Origin of the sequence: Sphingomonas paucimobilis NBRC 13935 (assembly GCF_000739895.2) — a bacterium.
GTDB lineage: Bacteria > Pseudomonadota > Alphaproteobacteria > Sphingomonadales > Sphingomonadaceae > Sphingomonas > Sphingomonas paucimobilis.
The window spans coordinates 59219-75185 of record NZ_BBJS01000062.1 but is presented as its reverse complement, the minus strand read 5'-3'; the positions used below and the strand labels follow the sequence as shown (position 1 = coordinate 75185).

Genomic DNA, 15967 nt, shown 5'->3' with positions numbered 1-15967 from the left:
ACCCCTAGGTCGTGCCCGATGCCGATCAAGTGGTGGATTGAGGGGGAACGCATATCGCCATCGACCAGTACGACCCGCCGTTGCGAGCGCGACAACATAGTTGCTAGCGCAAAGGCGGTAGTAGACTTGCCTTCAGCGGGGCGCGTGGAGGTAACAGCAAAAGACCGTGGCACGCCGTGTTCGGTAGTGAACGACAGGTTCGTTTGTACTGCGAGATAAGCATCAACCAGCGCTGACTTACGATCTCGTAGAGCATCTTCCGGACGGATATCTTTTAGATTAGGAACAGCCCCGAGGAGTGGAAGACCAAGCCGACGCTCAATCTCGGCCGGATCTGCAATCGCCTCATCCATCTGCTCGAGCGCGAATGCGGCCAAACCACCCAGGACCAAACCCGCAGCGAACGCAATGGCAATATTCAATAGCAGACGAGGACTGGACGGTTTCTGGGGCACATCGGCATTGTCAATAATTGAAATGTTATTGACGCCAACACTGCCAGCAATCCCAATTTCTTTAAAACGCTGTAGCAGGCCGTCGTATAGAGCCCGGTTGGTATCAACCTCCTGCTGGTAGATATTGTATTGGATGCTACGCCGACGCTGGTCGAGATACTGCGATTTAAGCTGATTAACCTGAGCCTGAAGCGCACGTTCACGCTCCTGTGCTTCACGATAGTCAGCTTGGAGCGACCCCGACACACGCCCCTCTTCGCGCGTGATCGCTTGATCAAGCTGAGCGATTTGGGACTGGACGGCTTTAGCAGCAGGATAGCCCGGTTCAAACTGCACCATGAGCCGCTGGTATTCTGCAGCCAGTTCCGCACGGCGTTGGCGTAGATTATTAATCGCGGTGTTGCGCAACGCTTCGGTTGAGGCCCCAGCACGTCCCGCCTGCTGGAAACGCGCCTCAGCCTGAATACGATCAGCGGTTGCCTGCGACAGTGCAGAATTTAGCGCCGCAAGATCATCGGCAACGATAGAACGTTCTGATGTTGTCGTACCGTTGCTCGTCTGGGACGGTAGGGTGATAATTTGCTGCGCGGAGGCATAGCCGACGAGCTGGCGCTGAGATTCATCTAGACGCTCTTTCTGAAGGGCTAACTGCCGCTGTAGAAGATTACGTCCATAGGATGTCGCCTGAACTTTACGCTCAAGATTGCTTTGGATATACTGATCGGCCCACGCATTGGCAATGCGCGCGGAGAAATCAGCGTCTGGACTGGTAAAGCCAACGTCAACTAGACGCGACATACGCGTAGGGTTAACGGATAGATGATCGAGCAGAATTTCACCCGCGATCCGCAGTCGTTCAGCGCGGCCATTGGCCGGATAGCGCCCCTGGGTCAGTTTAAACGCCGGGCTATCCTTCTTATAGCCGAACATTGCGAAAAACTTAGCATCGTCGACTAGGCGCAATTGGTTCGCGATCCGTTCAGATAAAGCCCGCGAACGCAGCAACCCATATTGGGTTTGGTAAAATTCTTGATCGAGTGCGCTCGTTTCGCGCTCGACACCTTGAAAATCAGTGACCTTGCTCGAATCTCGTGCAATTTCGATGGTCGACACCGCAGTATATTGCGGTGTCATAAGCAAAGTTACAATCAATCCCACCAAGATACAGGCGGTAGTTATGCCAATAATGACGTAACGCCACCGTTGAGCGATATGTAGATAGTGTCGAATTATTGAAGTCTGCTCCCCCTCTCGGAAGGGGAATCGTGTTTCAGGACCGGCGATGCCGTCCTGAGGGACGGAGGTAACAGCGTTCATCAAATCCGGCCTTATTGCAAAATGGCGATCAACGGCCCGGCAAGGAGCGGCGACAACGACACGAAATCACGGAACAGGCGACGCTGCGGGGAGTCACCAACAATTACTAGGTCATTGGCGTAGATCGCCGGGTCATCATAGGCACCACGTCGAATTTGGTCGATGTTGTAAAGGCCAGCCATGCGCCGCCCCTCGACCGTACGTAGAATAACCACATCCTCTTGCCGCGCAAACTCGGACAATCCCTTGGCAGAAGCGATTGCTCGTAACAAAGTCATTTGGTTGGTTACAGGATAAAGTCCCGGTTCAACCACCTGCCCGTCAATAGTCACGACTTGGCTCACTGAGCTCTTGATATTTACCGTTACTTCGGGATCACGAATATAGCGCTTTCGTAACGCTCCCGCGACGGCGGAAGCCAGTTCGCTGGCAGTACGCCCACTTGCTGCGATTTCACCCGCCAGCGGCATGACAATCCGGCCGCTGGCATCCACCTGCATTTCCCGGCTGAGGTCGGGCACATTGAAGACGTCGACCTCAATGGTATCGAGGGGTCCGATCAACGCCGGACGATCCGCCGCAGTGAGATCGCTGCGATTGGGAGGAGGCAGAGCATGACTGCTTTCGACCACAGTCAGCTGTGGCGTCGAAACCAGCGGCTCCCGATGCGAGCATGCCGACATCATTATGATAGCCGGCAGAATAAGGCAGGTCTTACGCATAAGGTCGGAAGCTTCCACGGTAATGGATCGCAAGGCAGTGCAAATCATGGCGTCTATACGAGCGGCTATGGTTGACGTAAAGCTGATGCAGCGGATTGCCGTGCATATCCGCTAAGCCAGATCGCCGCGATCACAATCACCGCCATGATGATCGGGGTGCGGGCCGGATAGTCGAAGACGCTGGCAGCAAAGACCATCAACAGCATGATGGACCCAGTCCTTCGCAGTCCGGCGTCCTCGCCGCGACTGCGCCACGCATCGATGCTGCCCCACATCCACCATCCGATAGCCAGCATGAGCAAAATCAGCCCCGGCAGTCCCGCATCAAGAACAATCTCTAGAAAGTCGTTATGCGCATGGTTGAAATAGGTTGGCTTAAGTAGGGCAAATGGTTCGTGTAACCGAAATATCGGGTCAAAGCCGCCAAAGCCCGATCCCACGGGAAAATATTCCCGAATCATTTTCAATACGACGGGCAGTGCGCGGGAACGCATATCTTGTGACACATCAACGGTCATCGCGCGGTGAATCGACATGGCTCTGTCTGACATCACACTCAAAAGGACCAGTCCGGTCACACTGACCAGCGTCGCGGCAATTAGAGCAGGGAATACCCAGCGCGGGTAACGCCGAAGCGCCTTACGGGCATCCCCCTGTGTCACCAAAAAGCCACCACTCACCCCGATCAGCCCAGCGATCATACCCGCACGCGAACCACTGGACAGGATGGTGAGGATAAACAACGAGACCAATCCAAGCGCAACCGGATGCTGCCAGCCTGGCTTACGGGATTCGCAAAAAGCCCAGACTGGAGCTAGCAGGCAGCCCATAGCAATAAACAGTGCGAAGTGATTATGATTGGCGAACATCCCGTTCACCTCGCCTGATCCGTTAACAAACGGATTGTCGACATTGACGCCGGAGAATTGCATCAGGCCGACTACAGTGGAGACTACAATCAATATGAGTAGTGTCCGGAGCATCAGCAGATGTCCAACTCGACCAAAACCCGCAATGAGGAAATAGGTGGCCAGCGGCACGACCAACGAGAAAAGCGCATTCCAGGCGGCAGACGGTACAATGGCCCATGGTCGCCAGGGTTGCGCCATCCCGGCCGCGGTGGCTGCCTCTAAAAATATGCCCCGCCCAGGCAGCCCCGACCACCATGATGGCGGAAGCGGAATGATCTGAACTAATGGCAGCAAAATCGTGGCGACTAACAACGCCAAGACCTGGCGGTCTCCGATCAGGCTGCGCCGATCACCCAATATAATGAGCGTGACCAAGGCGACCCATGCCGCTGCGCGGCTGACTACCTGCCCTGCGACATCCGCACGGGAGGCGCCACCCGCGACCCACAAAACCCCAATGAACACGAGGAAGGGGATCGCCAATGGCATCGAGCGTATGGAGGAAGTGAAAGATTTAAAAAAACGCATTAGGGCACCGTGTAGCCAATGCCAATCCGAAACGAAACCGTCTTATCGGCTACGGCTACTTATCGTGGCCGAAGACCGCCCGGGGCCATCGTCATTGGTGGTGCCATTGCCGCAGCTTTCCTCCAGAATCCGATCGCGATAATGATCCCAATGATCGCGGCAACGGCGCGGCCGTCATAGATATAGCCGATACGTAGAAGCTCGAGGATCGAGTATAAGAATATAGGATAGACGTAGCGCAGCACGCCATTGCCGCTCTTAAAAGACGCAAAGGTTAGCCCCGCCAATATTCCGTATATCCCCATCAGCACCAGCCCAAGTGGCCAGCCCCAGTCATAGACAACCGTCAAAACACCAGTGGTGTTGTTAAATTCCGGCGACGCATAAGCAGCCAAAAATTTTAGAAACCACGAATGTCCAACGCCCCCACCATTGGCGCCTTCATCGGATAGCAGCGGACCAATGACGGGAAATCGATACAACCAGTTCAACGTCCAGCCGCCATCATATGTCGGATTCTGCGAATAATCTAGCAATGCACATATATTATTAAGTGACGTAACATAATACAATGAAAATCTATCCATGACAAAATGCCAGAAATTGTCATAAATATCAATATAGTGATTGAGCCAGCTCCTGGGATATTCAAACACCGCAAAAAATATTGGTGCTGCCGCATAGAGCAAAAATGGAAAATATTTTATTCCTAATCTAACATAGCGTTTTCTGGATTGATAAGAAACAACAAAAATCACAAACGCTGCAATAAATATTTCTGCGACTGCAATACGCTCTGAGTATACGGTAGCTCGGAACAGGGCCAGCCCTCCGATGATCCCCAGCATAATGGTATATTTGCGGGGCACAATCTCACCGTCTTGAAACCGCTTGATTGCATAGATGATTGCATAGGAAATTCCGAACTGCGTAGCGGTCGTGACACCCGAAATATTCTGCGCCTCGTCACGGACGTCATAAATCGCGCCGACGGTGCCGGTAAAGGTTTCCAAAATCAGCCGAGGATTGGATAGGACGAGTGGTCCGAACCAAATGATATAAGCGGCGAAAGTCAGGTAGAATAGGAAGTCCATACAGCCGTCGTACAGCTGCACCTTACCGATGAACGTCTTCCTGCCCGCATAGGCGGCGCCCGCAGCGAATACGAGAAGCAGGCTAATCGCTTGGATTACCCGGAACAGGGTCAGATACATCTCGCGCGAAGCGAGGACTGGCGCGTTGCGGATGACGCTGGGCGTGATTGCAGCGACCAGCAGGAAAAAGGGAAGCGTAAACCCGAGGATCAGCAGCGCGGGGGAATGCCACCATTGCACCTTAATCGGTCTGGGAGAGAGGCCGGGAGACATCAGGTATCGCTTCCTTCATACGCCCGGGGCGATACCGGGTGGCACGAGCAAACCGGGATACGAACCGCCGCACCGTGTTCATTTATCTTGGCGTCCAATATAAGACGCGGAATGGCTGGTAAAGAGACAGGCATGCGGATCATTTGAGGATCTGACCTTTATGCGCATCGGTTTTGGTGGCATAGGGCCGCGCCAGCAGACATATGCCCTCCAACGATGTCTGAGAGTGACGAACAACCATTAATACCGACAAGGCGAGGAACGCCACGAACCGCGCGGTCGACAACGTTCCCCATTAACGAAACAGTACCTTCATTAACATGCCCGCCGCACGGACAGGGATCCGTACCCATATCGGGTGCGGTTAGCACATAAGCCTCTTGTGGATGACCATGACCTCGCCGCCTTCAACCCTGCCTCACGCAAACCTCGTCTCTGCCCCCGTTTTCACTGAAAATTCGCGTGTCCGGGTCGCCTATCTCGTTCCCCCCTCCCCGCATTTCGCGGGCATGGAGCGCGTGACCCACGAGCTCGCATCCGAACTGGTCGAACACCATGCCGGATCGATCGCAGTGTCGGTCATTTATTTCACTGACTATCCCGAGGTTCGCGACGCCCCCTACCGGATCATTCGGGCCAGGGGCGATCGAGTGCGTGACGTCCCGGCCGGACTGCACCGCGTGTTGGCCACGAACGATTTCGACGTTATCGTCATACCACAGTTTGAAAACGCAGTGCTCAGCCTGATCTACAACCGACTCCACGGACGTCGCGACCGGATCGTCCTGCATCTGCACGGCAACCCCGACATCGAACGCGTGATGTCGGTAAAGTCGCGTCTCGTCTTCTCTCTATACCGTGCGACCGCGACATGGTTTGCCGGGATCGTCACGGTATCACCTGGCCTAGCGCGATCGACCTTGGGCGCGTTGGGCGGAAAGGGCGCGGTCCGCTATTTGCCCAATCCGGTGCGCCAGCTTCCCCCAGTCGGCGGACACGCGCCGCAGGCTCAGCATTTCGTGACCGTTGGACGCCTAGCTCATCAGAAAGGGCATGACATCGCGATCCGCGCGTTCCGCCAGGTGGTCGATCGCTTTCCCCAGGCGACCTTCGCCATCGTTGGCGACGGGCCGGAGCATCAGGCGCTGGCCGCGTTGGTCGAGACACTGGACTTAACGCGCAACGTGATCCTCAAGGGGATGATCTCTGACCCATCGCAAGAGCTGGCAGCCGCCAGCGCTTTCGTCAGCGCCTCGCGCTGGGAAGGCTTCGGCGTAGCCATCGTCGAGGCGCTGAGCGCCGGACTGCCCGTCATCGCCGCGCGCTGCGATTTCGGGCCGGAGGACATCATAACCCGGCCCGAGCTGGGCACCTTGGTCCCCCCCGGCGACCCCGTCGCGCTGGCTGATGCGATGATCCGGCACTTGTCGACGACCACACCCCTAGGCACCCCGGAGGATCGCATCGCCCATGCGGCGGGATTTGCACGGTCGGCAGTGGCTATCGAACACGCCGCCTATCTGTCCGGCTTCGGGACCCAGCACTAAAGATGACCTTCGATCCCCCCTATCTAATCGTCACTGCCACCCACGATTATCGCACCAAGAGGCGCGTCGACCTGCACTTCATCGCCGATGAACTTAGCCGCCTCGGCGAGACGATGTTCCTCGCCACCCATTCCAGCGCACTGTCGACATTGCGGGGGCGCGACCAGCGCCACGAATTGCGCAACGTCCCCTCGCCAGTGGGTAGTGCGGTAGAAAGCCATTTATGGTATTCGATGCTGCATCCCGTGAACCTGCGCCCGGCGGGACTGGCCGCGTGGAACGCGGTAGCCAGTGCCCTCTATGCCCGCATCATGCCGCACCGGGTAAACGTCATGGTCCGCCGTGCGCGCACCATCATCGTGGAATCGGGGAGCGCCGTCGCCCTAATCCCCGAGATTGCGCGCCGCAATCCGGACGCGCGGATCATCTACAGCGCATCGGACACGTTGCGCACCATCGGCATGGCACGCTTCTACGAGCACGCGTTGGAGAAGGCGGCGCCGTTGATCGACTATGCGCGCCTGCCCTCCGCGCGCATGGCGGCCGACCATACTTGCATCGCACACCACCGGATCATCCCCCACGGGCTGGCCGAAACCTTTTTTGCCGAGCGGCCCGATCCCTATGCCGGACGCACTTCGGCAGTTTCGGTGGGCAGTATGTTGTTCGATCCAAACGTATTCGACGTCGCGGCCAAGGCCTTTCCGCATATTGATTTTCACGTCATTGGATCGGGCCATGACGGGCAGGACCGCGAAAATCTTCACTGGATTTCGGAAATGGGATTTGAGGACACCATCCCCTATATCCAGCATGCCCGCTTCGGGATCGCTCCCTACCGGTCGGCCAGCATGGCGGACTATCTCGTCGACACCTCGATGAAACTAATGCAGTTCGCCGCGATCGGCCTGCCCGCGATCTGCCCGGACTTCGCGCAAGGGGGTCATCCGCTTCGCTTCGGCTATACGGTAGGCGATGACGCATCGCTGTTGCGTGCGGTCGAGCGGGCACTGGCATGCGAACGCCGCTGGCCAGACCATCCCCGGACATGGCGTCAGGTCACAGCCGAGATGGTAGCCCCACTGGATGATGCTGCGCGATGAAGGTGTCCCGCCTGCTGTTCCTGCGCCTGATCGCCGGGGGCGTCGGCTTCTTCCCGTCGCTGACCGCCGCGATTTTCCTCGACGCACGGCAATATGGCCTTGGCGCCACCTCCTTTGCGCTCGCGATGATGATCGTCGGGCCCGTGGCGCAATATGCCAGCCAAGGCTATATGCGTGCACTGCTGCTTCCCGATCGTGCGCAGATACCTGCGTCGCATATCGTTATGGTCTTCATGTCGATCGTCGGCATGGTCATGGCCGGGCTGGCTGGGACAGGGTTCGCCTCGCCAACGGGGGCGCTCATCTTCGCGCTAGCGGTGTTTTCAATTCTGCTTACCAAGCTGGAGGAGGTCCGCCAGATCGCACACGAGCGGCAGATGACCTCGGTTCTGCTGTTCTACATCCTGCCCCCCTCAATCACCTCGGCCAGCTTTGTCGTCAGCGCCCTGATGCGATGGCCGCTGCGCTGGCAGGCGATCGCGATTATTATGGCGCTCGCTTATATGACACCCGCCCTGCTCTCGCTCATGCTGCGCGGGTCGCGCCCCCTGGCGGGAGCGATGACCATTGACCGACGACAGATCCGCCTACTCTGGCTGGAAAGCCGTACCTTCCTGTTTAGCGGCATCATCAGCTCGGCGACTGAAAATATGCCGACGCTGGCGCTGACCTTGCTTGGTGCGCCGCAGCGCGTCGCAACGTTCGAGGTGGTGCGCAAGCTGTCCTCGGCGATTTCAGTGTTCCTGCACGGGCTGGCGATTGCCTATTCCCCGCGGATCATCACTGCCGCAGCAAACAATGACATGCCCATGGTCGTAAAGATCATCCGCCAGAACGGCCGCCTGTCGGCCCTGTTCGCCCTGATCTACATCCCCTCTGCAATCGCCGGGGTAGTGGTGATGGGGATGCTGGGGTGGAAGACGCTGGTGATCCCGGTTGCCCTGGCAACGCCGCTGTTCCTAAGCGCAATCGTGACCTGTGCCGCTTCACCCTTCGGTTTGGCTGTAACCGCGTTACATCAGGAACGCTGGTGGGTGATCGGGGGGGGCATCGGTTTCGCGACCTTCTGCCTAACGCTGTCGCTCATCCAGATGCTAGGGGTGATGGAAACGGTGGCGCTAGCGGTGCTTTTCCAAAACACGGCCCTCAGTGCGACGATCACGCTGGTAGTCCGCCGGATGATCCGTCAGCGACTGCATGCCACCGCCTGAAACGATCGACGGGCCCGGCCCTATTCATGTCCGCATATCGCTTGCCAAATTCTACCCAGCAGGCCATTAGCATTGTCGTTTTGTCATACGCCGCGACAGATACCGAGATGCAGGGCGTAGACAGCACTGCCTTTCCCGGACCATGTGGTGAAACTTCACATTCATCTTGCCCGGCCGTCATCTTTCGCCAGCAACACCAGCGCATCCTTGCCAGGATTATGAAATGACCACGCACATCAGTGGGACGCACGATCGGGCCAACGCGGATATTTTTGACATGCCCGTCATCCAGAACATGGAATATCGTAGGATCCGCTATTACCTTGCGCTGATCGTCGTCGATATATGCACCGTCGCGGCTAGCTTCTTAGTCGTGAACAAACTCTATATCGGTGACTGGCTTGCATCGCATGGCGTAACCATGATGTCGGTGATCATTCCGACGTTCCTGGGCTTTGCTGGTATTAACGGCGCCTATAGTAATCCCACGCTCGGCGACCCGCGCGTCGGCGCGTTCAAGGCCGTACGCGCTCTGGTATTCGCAGCTGCGGTGACGCTGATCGTTGCCTATTCTTTCAAGGTAGGCGAGAATTTCTCACGCGTTATCTTTTGGAGCGGCACCTTTTGCTCAATGACCTTACTAATTGTTGAACGGCTATTCGTCGGACGCATGATCTTGCGCCGGTTGAATGATCAGGTGTTCAGCCAGATCGTGCTCATCGACAATATATCTTGGGACGCCGCGCCACAGGATAAGGTGATCAATACGAATTCAATCGGGTTCGACCCTCTCACCGACGATCCGATGGAATATGACCGCTTGGCGAAGCTGATCGGTAAGGCCGACCGGGTGCTGGTGGCCTGTAACGACGATCGCGTACCCTCATGGTCGCATGTTTTGAAGTGCATGGCGGTCGACGGGCAGATCATCGCACCAGAGGTGGATCAGATTGGCGTTCTGGGGATCAGCGAACATCGCGGCCTGCGCACGCTGGTTGTCTCAACGGGGCCACTGCACCTGCGCGCTCGAATTATTAAGCGCGCGTTCGACATTGTGGTCTCACTGTTAGCGCTGACCCTGCTCGGGCCGGTGCTGCTGGCGGTGGCCATCGCAATCAAGCTAGAATCGCCCGGCCCGGTTATGTTCCGGCAACAGCGCATCGGCCGAGACAACGTTCTGTTCATGATGTTCAAGTTCCGCAGCATGCATACCGACAAGTGCGACCCGTCGGCTAGCGTTCTGACCGCCCGTAATGACAGCCGAGTGACGCGGGTGGGACAATTCATCCGGCGCAATAGTATCGACGAACTTCCGCAGTTGCTTAACGTGCTGCGTGGCGAGATGAGCATCGTTGGACCACGCCCGCACGCCCTGTCGGCCAAAGCCGCCGAACGCCTGTACTGGGAAATCGACGATCGTTATCGGCACCGCCACGTGGTCAAGCCCGGTGTGACGGGTCTAGCCCAGATTCGCGGCTTTCGCGGGGCGACCGTCCTAGCCAGCGACCTATCCAACCGTCTAGCATCCGACCTGGAATATCTGCGCAACTGGTCGATGAACCGCGATATCTGGATCATTTTCCGAACGATCTTCGTCATCCGGCATGACAACGCCTTCTGATGGCCATCCCAGTCCGGACCGCGATCTGACTGATCAGGCCGGGGCGGTCACAGGGGCTACTCGGACGCTTGCCTCTTTCGGCATCGTATCAGATCGCACTCGCGACCAGACCGGCGCGATCAACGCGGCGGTCGAACGGGCCAAGGCGCAAGGGATCGGTACGATCCTGGGCGAAGCCCAGGCGGTCTATGCCCATAAGGGTCCGTTGCGGCTGGACGGCATTGCGTTCGACGGGCGCGGGTGCACGCTGCGCGCGACCTCGCCGGACCAGGGCACGGTGTTCTTGTCTGGGAAAGGAACGGCGCTACGCAACGTCAGGCTGACGGGCACCAGCACAAAGCGCGGCACTCAATTGACGCATTGCGGGCTGGTCGTCACCGCATCGGGTTTCAGCATCTCTGACGTACGCATTGATGCCGATGGGGCTGCCAAGGGGTTTGCGGGATCGGGCGCAATGTTCTTCGGTGCGCACGACGGCAGCGTCGCCAGGCTGCGAGTTGAAGACACGCGCGCCGACGGCATCCATGTCACCCACGGGTCTGAAGACCTATCCTTCATGAACTGCAGCGTCTTCGCCTCGGGTGACGACGGATTCGCGGTCGTCAGCTATTTTGGCGACGGTCGGACGTGCCGCAACATTGCGACCAAAGATCTAGTCGTCGCCGATGCTCACGCGCGCGGCCTGTCGATCGTAGGCGGCCAAGCTATCCACCATCTGCGCCCACGCATCTCGCGGTCCTCAGCGGCTGCCATCTATGTGTGCAGCGAGGATTCCTTTGATACGTTCGGGGTGCGCGACTGGTGGATTCGCGATTTTACCGCTTCGCAGTGCGTCACGGGCATCGGGTTGGCCCGCGACTTTGCCCAGCCGATCATCCTGTTGAGCGGCCGTGACCGCCCCGCCCGCTTAGGAATCTCCAGCAGCGTGCAGGATGTCTCCGACGGCGAGATCGCCGGACAGGTGATCGGCATGGGTGATCGGGCGGCCTGCGCACTCGACAGCAACAGCGCGCAGCTCAACCGCATTCGCTATGCCCTAAAGCTCAATCATATTCGCGGGCCCCATGCCGCTGGCTATGCTACGCTTTTGGGTGGGCGCGACTGTTCGGGGTTCATCGACATTCAGGAATGCGACGGCGTTCCCTTTATCCTGTCGGCACGCATGACCGGTACGCACAGCTACGAACGCCTGACGGCAACCGACACCCGGATGGCGAATCCACGCCTGACCGACAACATACATGGCGACGGCGCGCGGCACTTTACCTGGTTGCATATCGATCTGGTGGGACTGACGGACGCGCCGGGAGAGGCCTTGGGCGGCGACATTGATCTCAAGCGGACGTCTTGGGGGCAGTTTCACTTCAACGGTCAAAACCTGCCCTCGCCGGCCCGGCCGCGATAATCACGTCCGCGTGCGTGGCTCTGCTATGGGAGCGCGTGGCATCCTGATGGGTTGACCCGCCGCAACACCGGACTATGCGGCGGTGGGCGGCATCGCCAAAGTGTGTGGACGGGTATATCGCCAGCTTTCAATGCACAGGGGACGGGATGACGACCGGGCGCACCATCTATATTAACGGCCGTTTCCTGACCCAAACGTTGAGCGGCGTGCAACGCTATGCCAACGAGATCGTCCGCGGCCTCGACCAGCGCGTAGGCGCAGGCCGGGCGGCCAACCCTTACGTCCTACTTACCCCGCAAGGTGCGCGCGATGCCGGATTGCGGCATATCGAACAACGGGTCGTCGGGAGACGCGGCGGGCATGTCTGGGATCAGCTGGAATTTGCTTGGGCAGCGCGCGCGGGGGCCGCTTTGTGCTTGGGTGCGACCGGGCCAGTTACGTTGCGCCGCCAGCTTGTTGTGATACACGACGCTGCGGTACAGCGGCACCCAGAGAATTTCGGAAAAACCTATGCTTGGGTGCATAATACGATCGATCGTCTGCTGGCCCGGCGCGCGCACTTGGCGACGGTATCGCAATTTTCACAGCGCGAGCTGGCCGAAGTGCTCCGCGTGCCTAGTCAGCAGATCATAGTTGCCAAGAACGGCGCGGAACACCTTTCCATCACACCTGATATGAAGATCGTCGATCGTCTTCATTTGGAAAACACCCCCTATTTTCTGATCCTCGGCAATATTGCTCCCAACAAAAATCTAGCGGTCGCCATTCGCGCGCTGGCGCAGTTGCAGCCCTCGCCCATCCGTCTCGTCGCAGTCGGACGGTTAGACGGGTCGGTGTTCGGACACGGCCATCTTCCACCCAAGGGGCCAGGACTTATTCTGCCGGGCAGATTGGACGATGCCGAAGTTGCCGGGCTGATGCGTTCGGCCCGCGCGCTCATATTTCCTAGCCTGTACGAAGGATTTGGTATTCCTCCCTTGGAGGCAATGACGAACGATTGCCCGGTGCTGGCTAGCACGGCGCAGGCGGTCCAGGAAACCTGTGGCGATGCAGCCGAATATTTTGATCCGCATGACGACCGGACGCTGGCGCGATGGATGCAGCGTGCGGCGGAGGACGAGGCATGGCGCGCGCAGCGGATCGCCGTGGGGCATGCCCAACTGACCCGGTTCAGTTGGATAACATCGGCTGATACGTTGGCCGACGCGATCGAGGCTATTGCCTGCGGTGCATCCCATCTTCCCCAAAGCCTATTGGAAGATACCGGGGATCGTCGCTAAGTCTGCGGGTGAAACACTATCATCAGGAATGGGCGGGCAGACTGGCCTTCGTCTATCCCCCCGTCGAAGCTGGGCTAGCATCGTGCGAATATCAGAAAGATTTCTAGATGACTGAAGGACCAGCCCCCTCGCCGCAGAGGTGGCCAAGAACCTCACCGCAGGTGTACGAAACAGCAACCAACAGACTCAGCCGATCGTCGGCCCGCTACATATGGCAGGATGCCTCGAAGGGTATAGGAATATTCCTGGTCGTGCTCGGCCACATGGAGCGTGGGTTGGTGTCGGCGGGGACGCTTCGGGATGTCCGCTGGCAGTTATTCGATTTCGCGCTGTACACATTCCATATGCCACTGTTCATGTTTTTGGCCGGTCTCAACGTGCCAAACAGCCTTGGCAAAGGGATGACCTATTTTCGACGCAGCAAAATCGCCTCCGTGCTGTATCCCTATGTGCTCTGGTCTCTATTGTCGGGCACCATCATGACCGTACTCAGCCATGTCACCAACAATGCCTTTGACCCCCGTCAAATGCTTTACATCGCCTGGGCACCTATTTCACCTTTCTGGTTCTTATATGCGCTATTCCTGTTCATGATGCTGGCCAGCGTCCTGCCACTGCCGCTATTCTTCGTCCTGGCCTTGGCTGCCTTCCTGATCGGAGAATGGCTACCGAAAGACAATTTTGGCCATCAATTACTACATTTTCCGATCTTCTTCGTTGCGGGAATGGCGATGGGTCGTCCGAAGCTGCGTGACCTGCTACGCATAGGTGGCGGGGTTGCGGCGGGCTTAACGCTGCTGGCCGCCGCCGCCATCGCCGTCGCCCATCATCATGGCTTCAGCAACTACAACTCCGTACTCATGCTGCCTGCCGCTATCGGTGGGATCGTGGTGATGCTATGGATTTCGCAGCGGCTGGAACATGTGGCCGCGCTGGTGGCGATCGGTACCATGTCGATGGCAATCTACGTCATGCATATTCTTGCCGGCGCTGGTGCGCGAATCATTTTGATGAAAATCTTGCACGTGCCGCCCATCAGTTGGCTGTATCTCGTCCTGTGCACGGCGATCGGCATGGGCGCGCCGGTTATAGCCTATCTCGTCATGAAACAGCTCGGCCTGTTGCCGGCCTTCGGCCTCGCGCTTGGGCAAGGTGGACGGCGATGGGTGGCGCAGGCGACCCTGCTAGACCAGCAGGAAACGCCGCCCCGCCTGTAATACTATCAGATCGTAGCTCGCCCTTTTCCTGACGCCGCTACCGCTTTCATTTCGACAGGATATCCATAAATGACCTCCGCCCTGCCCCCGATGCCTGACGTCCCTGCTCCTGCTCCAGTCAGGCCTCGCAAGGTCGCCATCATCCATTACTGGCTGGTGGTAATGCGCGGTGGTGAACGCGTACTGGAGCGAATCTGTGACTTGTACCCGGATGCCGACATTTTCACCCATGTTGTCGATCGCTCGGCCTTGTCGCAGACTATTAAGCGACACCGTATCTTTACGACAGCGATTGCCAAGCTACCCTTCGCCCGGAGACAATATCAGAAATACCTCCCACTAATGCCTGGTGCGCTTGAGGCGCTCGACCTCAGCGCCTACGACTTGGTCATTAGCTGTGAAGCTGGCCCGGCTAAAGGCGTGATCACCCGACCCGACGCGATTCACGTCACTTATTGCCATTCGCCTATGCGGTATCTGTGGGATCAGTATCATGCCTATCGAGCTGCCAGCGGGCGTCTGGCCGGGCTGTACTTGAAATTGATTGCGCCGCGTATGCGTGCCTGGGACCGCTCAAGCGCCTCACGACCCGACCTCATCATTGCCAATAGCCAGTTTGTCCGGCGTCGCATCGGCAAATTCTGGGGGCGTGATGCCAGCGTCGTCTATCCGCCAGTCGATGTCGACCTGTTCCAACGAACGGACGATGTCAGCGACGAGTGCGTCTGGATCAGCCAACTCGTTCCCTATAAGCGCCCTGATATAGCAGTTGATGCCTTCACTCGAACCGGCCGCAAACTGCACGTCATCGGCGATGGCCCAATGTTAAAAATGCTGAAGGCACGAGCTGGTCCAAACGTGCGCTTTACCACGCGGATGCGCTTCGACGACCTACGGGCTGCCTATGCTCGAGCCTCCGCACTGATTTTCACTGCCGAAGAAGACTTCGGCATCATTCCGGTCGAGTCTCAGGCAGCTGGTCGTCCGGTCGTCGTCTTCGGCCGCGGAGGCGGCACGGAAACAGTGATCGATGGCGTGACAGGCATTCACTTTTATGAACAGACCGCAGAATCGCTGATCGACGCACTAAATCGCTTTGATACTTGGCTCCCAAGCTTTGACCCAGAGGCCGCGATCACTAATGCACAGCGTTTTGCTCGAGGTCATTTTCTGCGTAATTTTGCATATGAAGTTGCCCGCGCTGAAGTTATTGTTAATAATCAAAGTAAACTTCCTCGGCATGCGATGGCTACGACCTGATTGAGGTAGTAAGACTTGATTTA

Annotated in this window: 12 protein-coding genes; 8 read left to right on the top strand and 4 right to left on the bottom strand. The window is 57.8% G+C overall.

The features are described 5' to 3' along the window. From SP6_RS20600 to SP6_RS18735, 4 genes are all read right to left on the bottom strand, one after another. Positions 1-1772 (bottom strand): GumC family protein (locus SP6_RS20600; protein WP_082052582.1); only part of this gene is annotated, 1772 nt, incomplete at its 3' end. An 11-nt stretch (positions 1773-1783) separates the two neighbouring features. Further along, a complete protein-coding gene (locus tag SP6_RS18745) occupies positions 1784-2494 on the bottom strand; it encodes a polysaccharide biosynthesis/export family protein (protein ID WP_128130760.1) in 711 nt (236 codons plus the stop codon). A 65-nt stretch (positions 2495-2559) separates the two neighbouring features. Further along, entirely contained in the window at positions 2560-3933 is a 1374-nt protein-coding gene (locus SP6_RS18740) for an O-antigen ligase family protein (protein WP_082052580.1), read from the bottom strand. Positions 3934-3992: 59 nt separating this feature from the next. Continuing rightward, entirely contained in the window at positions 3993-5300 is a 1308-nt protein-coding gene (locus tag SP6_RS18735; RefSeq protein ID WP_042469485.1) for a hypothetical protein, read from the bottom strand. A 518-nt stretch (positions 5301-5818) separates the two neighbouring features. Here SP6_RS18735 and SP6_RS18730 point away from each other — a divergent pair. The 8 genes from SP6_RS18730 (at position 5819) to SP6_RS20595 (ending at position 15944) form a co-directional block, all read left to right on the top strand. After that, positions 5819-6847 (top strand): glycosyltransferase, encoded by a 1029-nt coding sequence (locus SP6_RS18730; RefSeq protein ID WP_167541267.1) that lies wholly within the window; start codon positions 5819-5821, stop codon positions 6845-6847. 2 nt (positions 6848-6849) lie between these two features. Beyond that, positions 6850-7950: a GumK N-terminal domain-containing glycosyltransferase gene (locus SP6_RS18725; protein ID WP_042469483.1), complete on the top strand. Its 1101-nt coding sequence runs from the start codon at positions 6850-6852 to the stop codon at positions 7948-7950. After that, the gene (locus SP6_RS18720) at positions 7947-9161 is read left to right on the top strand and encodes a polysaccharide biosynthesis protein (RefSeq protein ID WP_042469482.1); all 1215 of its coding nucleotides are present in this window, start codon (positions 7947-7949) and stop codon (positions 9159-9161) included. Before SP6_RS18725 ends, SP6_RS18720 begins: the two co-directional genes overlap by 4 nt. 223 nt (positions 9162-9384) lie before the next feature. After that, positions 9385-10782 (top strand): exopolysaccharide biosynthesis polyprenyl glycosylphosphotransferase, encoded by a 1398-nt coding sequence (locus tag SP6_RS18715; RefSeq protein ID WP_053003317.1) that lies wholly within the window; start codon positions 9385-9387, stop codon positions 10780-10782. A gap of 205 nt (positions 10783-10987) precedes the next feature. Next, positions 10988-12187 carry a hypothetical protein gene (locus SP6_RS18710; protein ID WP_128130787.1) on the top strand — a complete coding sequence of 400 codons (1200 nt, stop codon included), beginning with the start codon at positions 10988-10990 and terminating at the stop codon, positions 12185-12187. Positions 12188-12333: 146 nt separating this feature from the next. Then, positions 12334-13467 (top strand): glycosyltransferase family 4 protein, encoded by a 1134-nt coding sequence (locus tag SP6_RS18705; RefSeq protein ID WP_042469502.1) that lies wholly within the window; start codon positions 12334-12336, stop codon positions 13465-13467. 107 nt (positions 13468-13574) lie between these two features. After that, the gene (locus tag SP6_RS18700) at positions 13575-14684 is read left to right on the top strand and encodes an acyltransferase family protein (RefSeq protein WP_082052577.1); all 1110 of its coding nucleotides are present in this window, start codon (positions 13575-13577) and stop codon (positions 14682-14684) included. A gap of 69 nt (positions 14685-14753) precedes the next feature. After that, positions 14754-15944 carry a glycosyltransferase gene (locus SP6_RS20595; RefSeq protein WP_232254025.1) on the top strand — a complete coding sequence of 397 codons (1191 nt, stop codon included), beginning with the start codon at positions 14754-14756 and terminating at the stop codon, positions 15942-15944. Positions 15945-15967 lie beyond the last annotated feature (23 nt).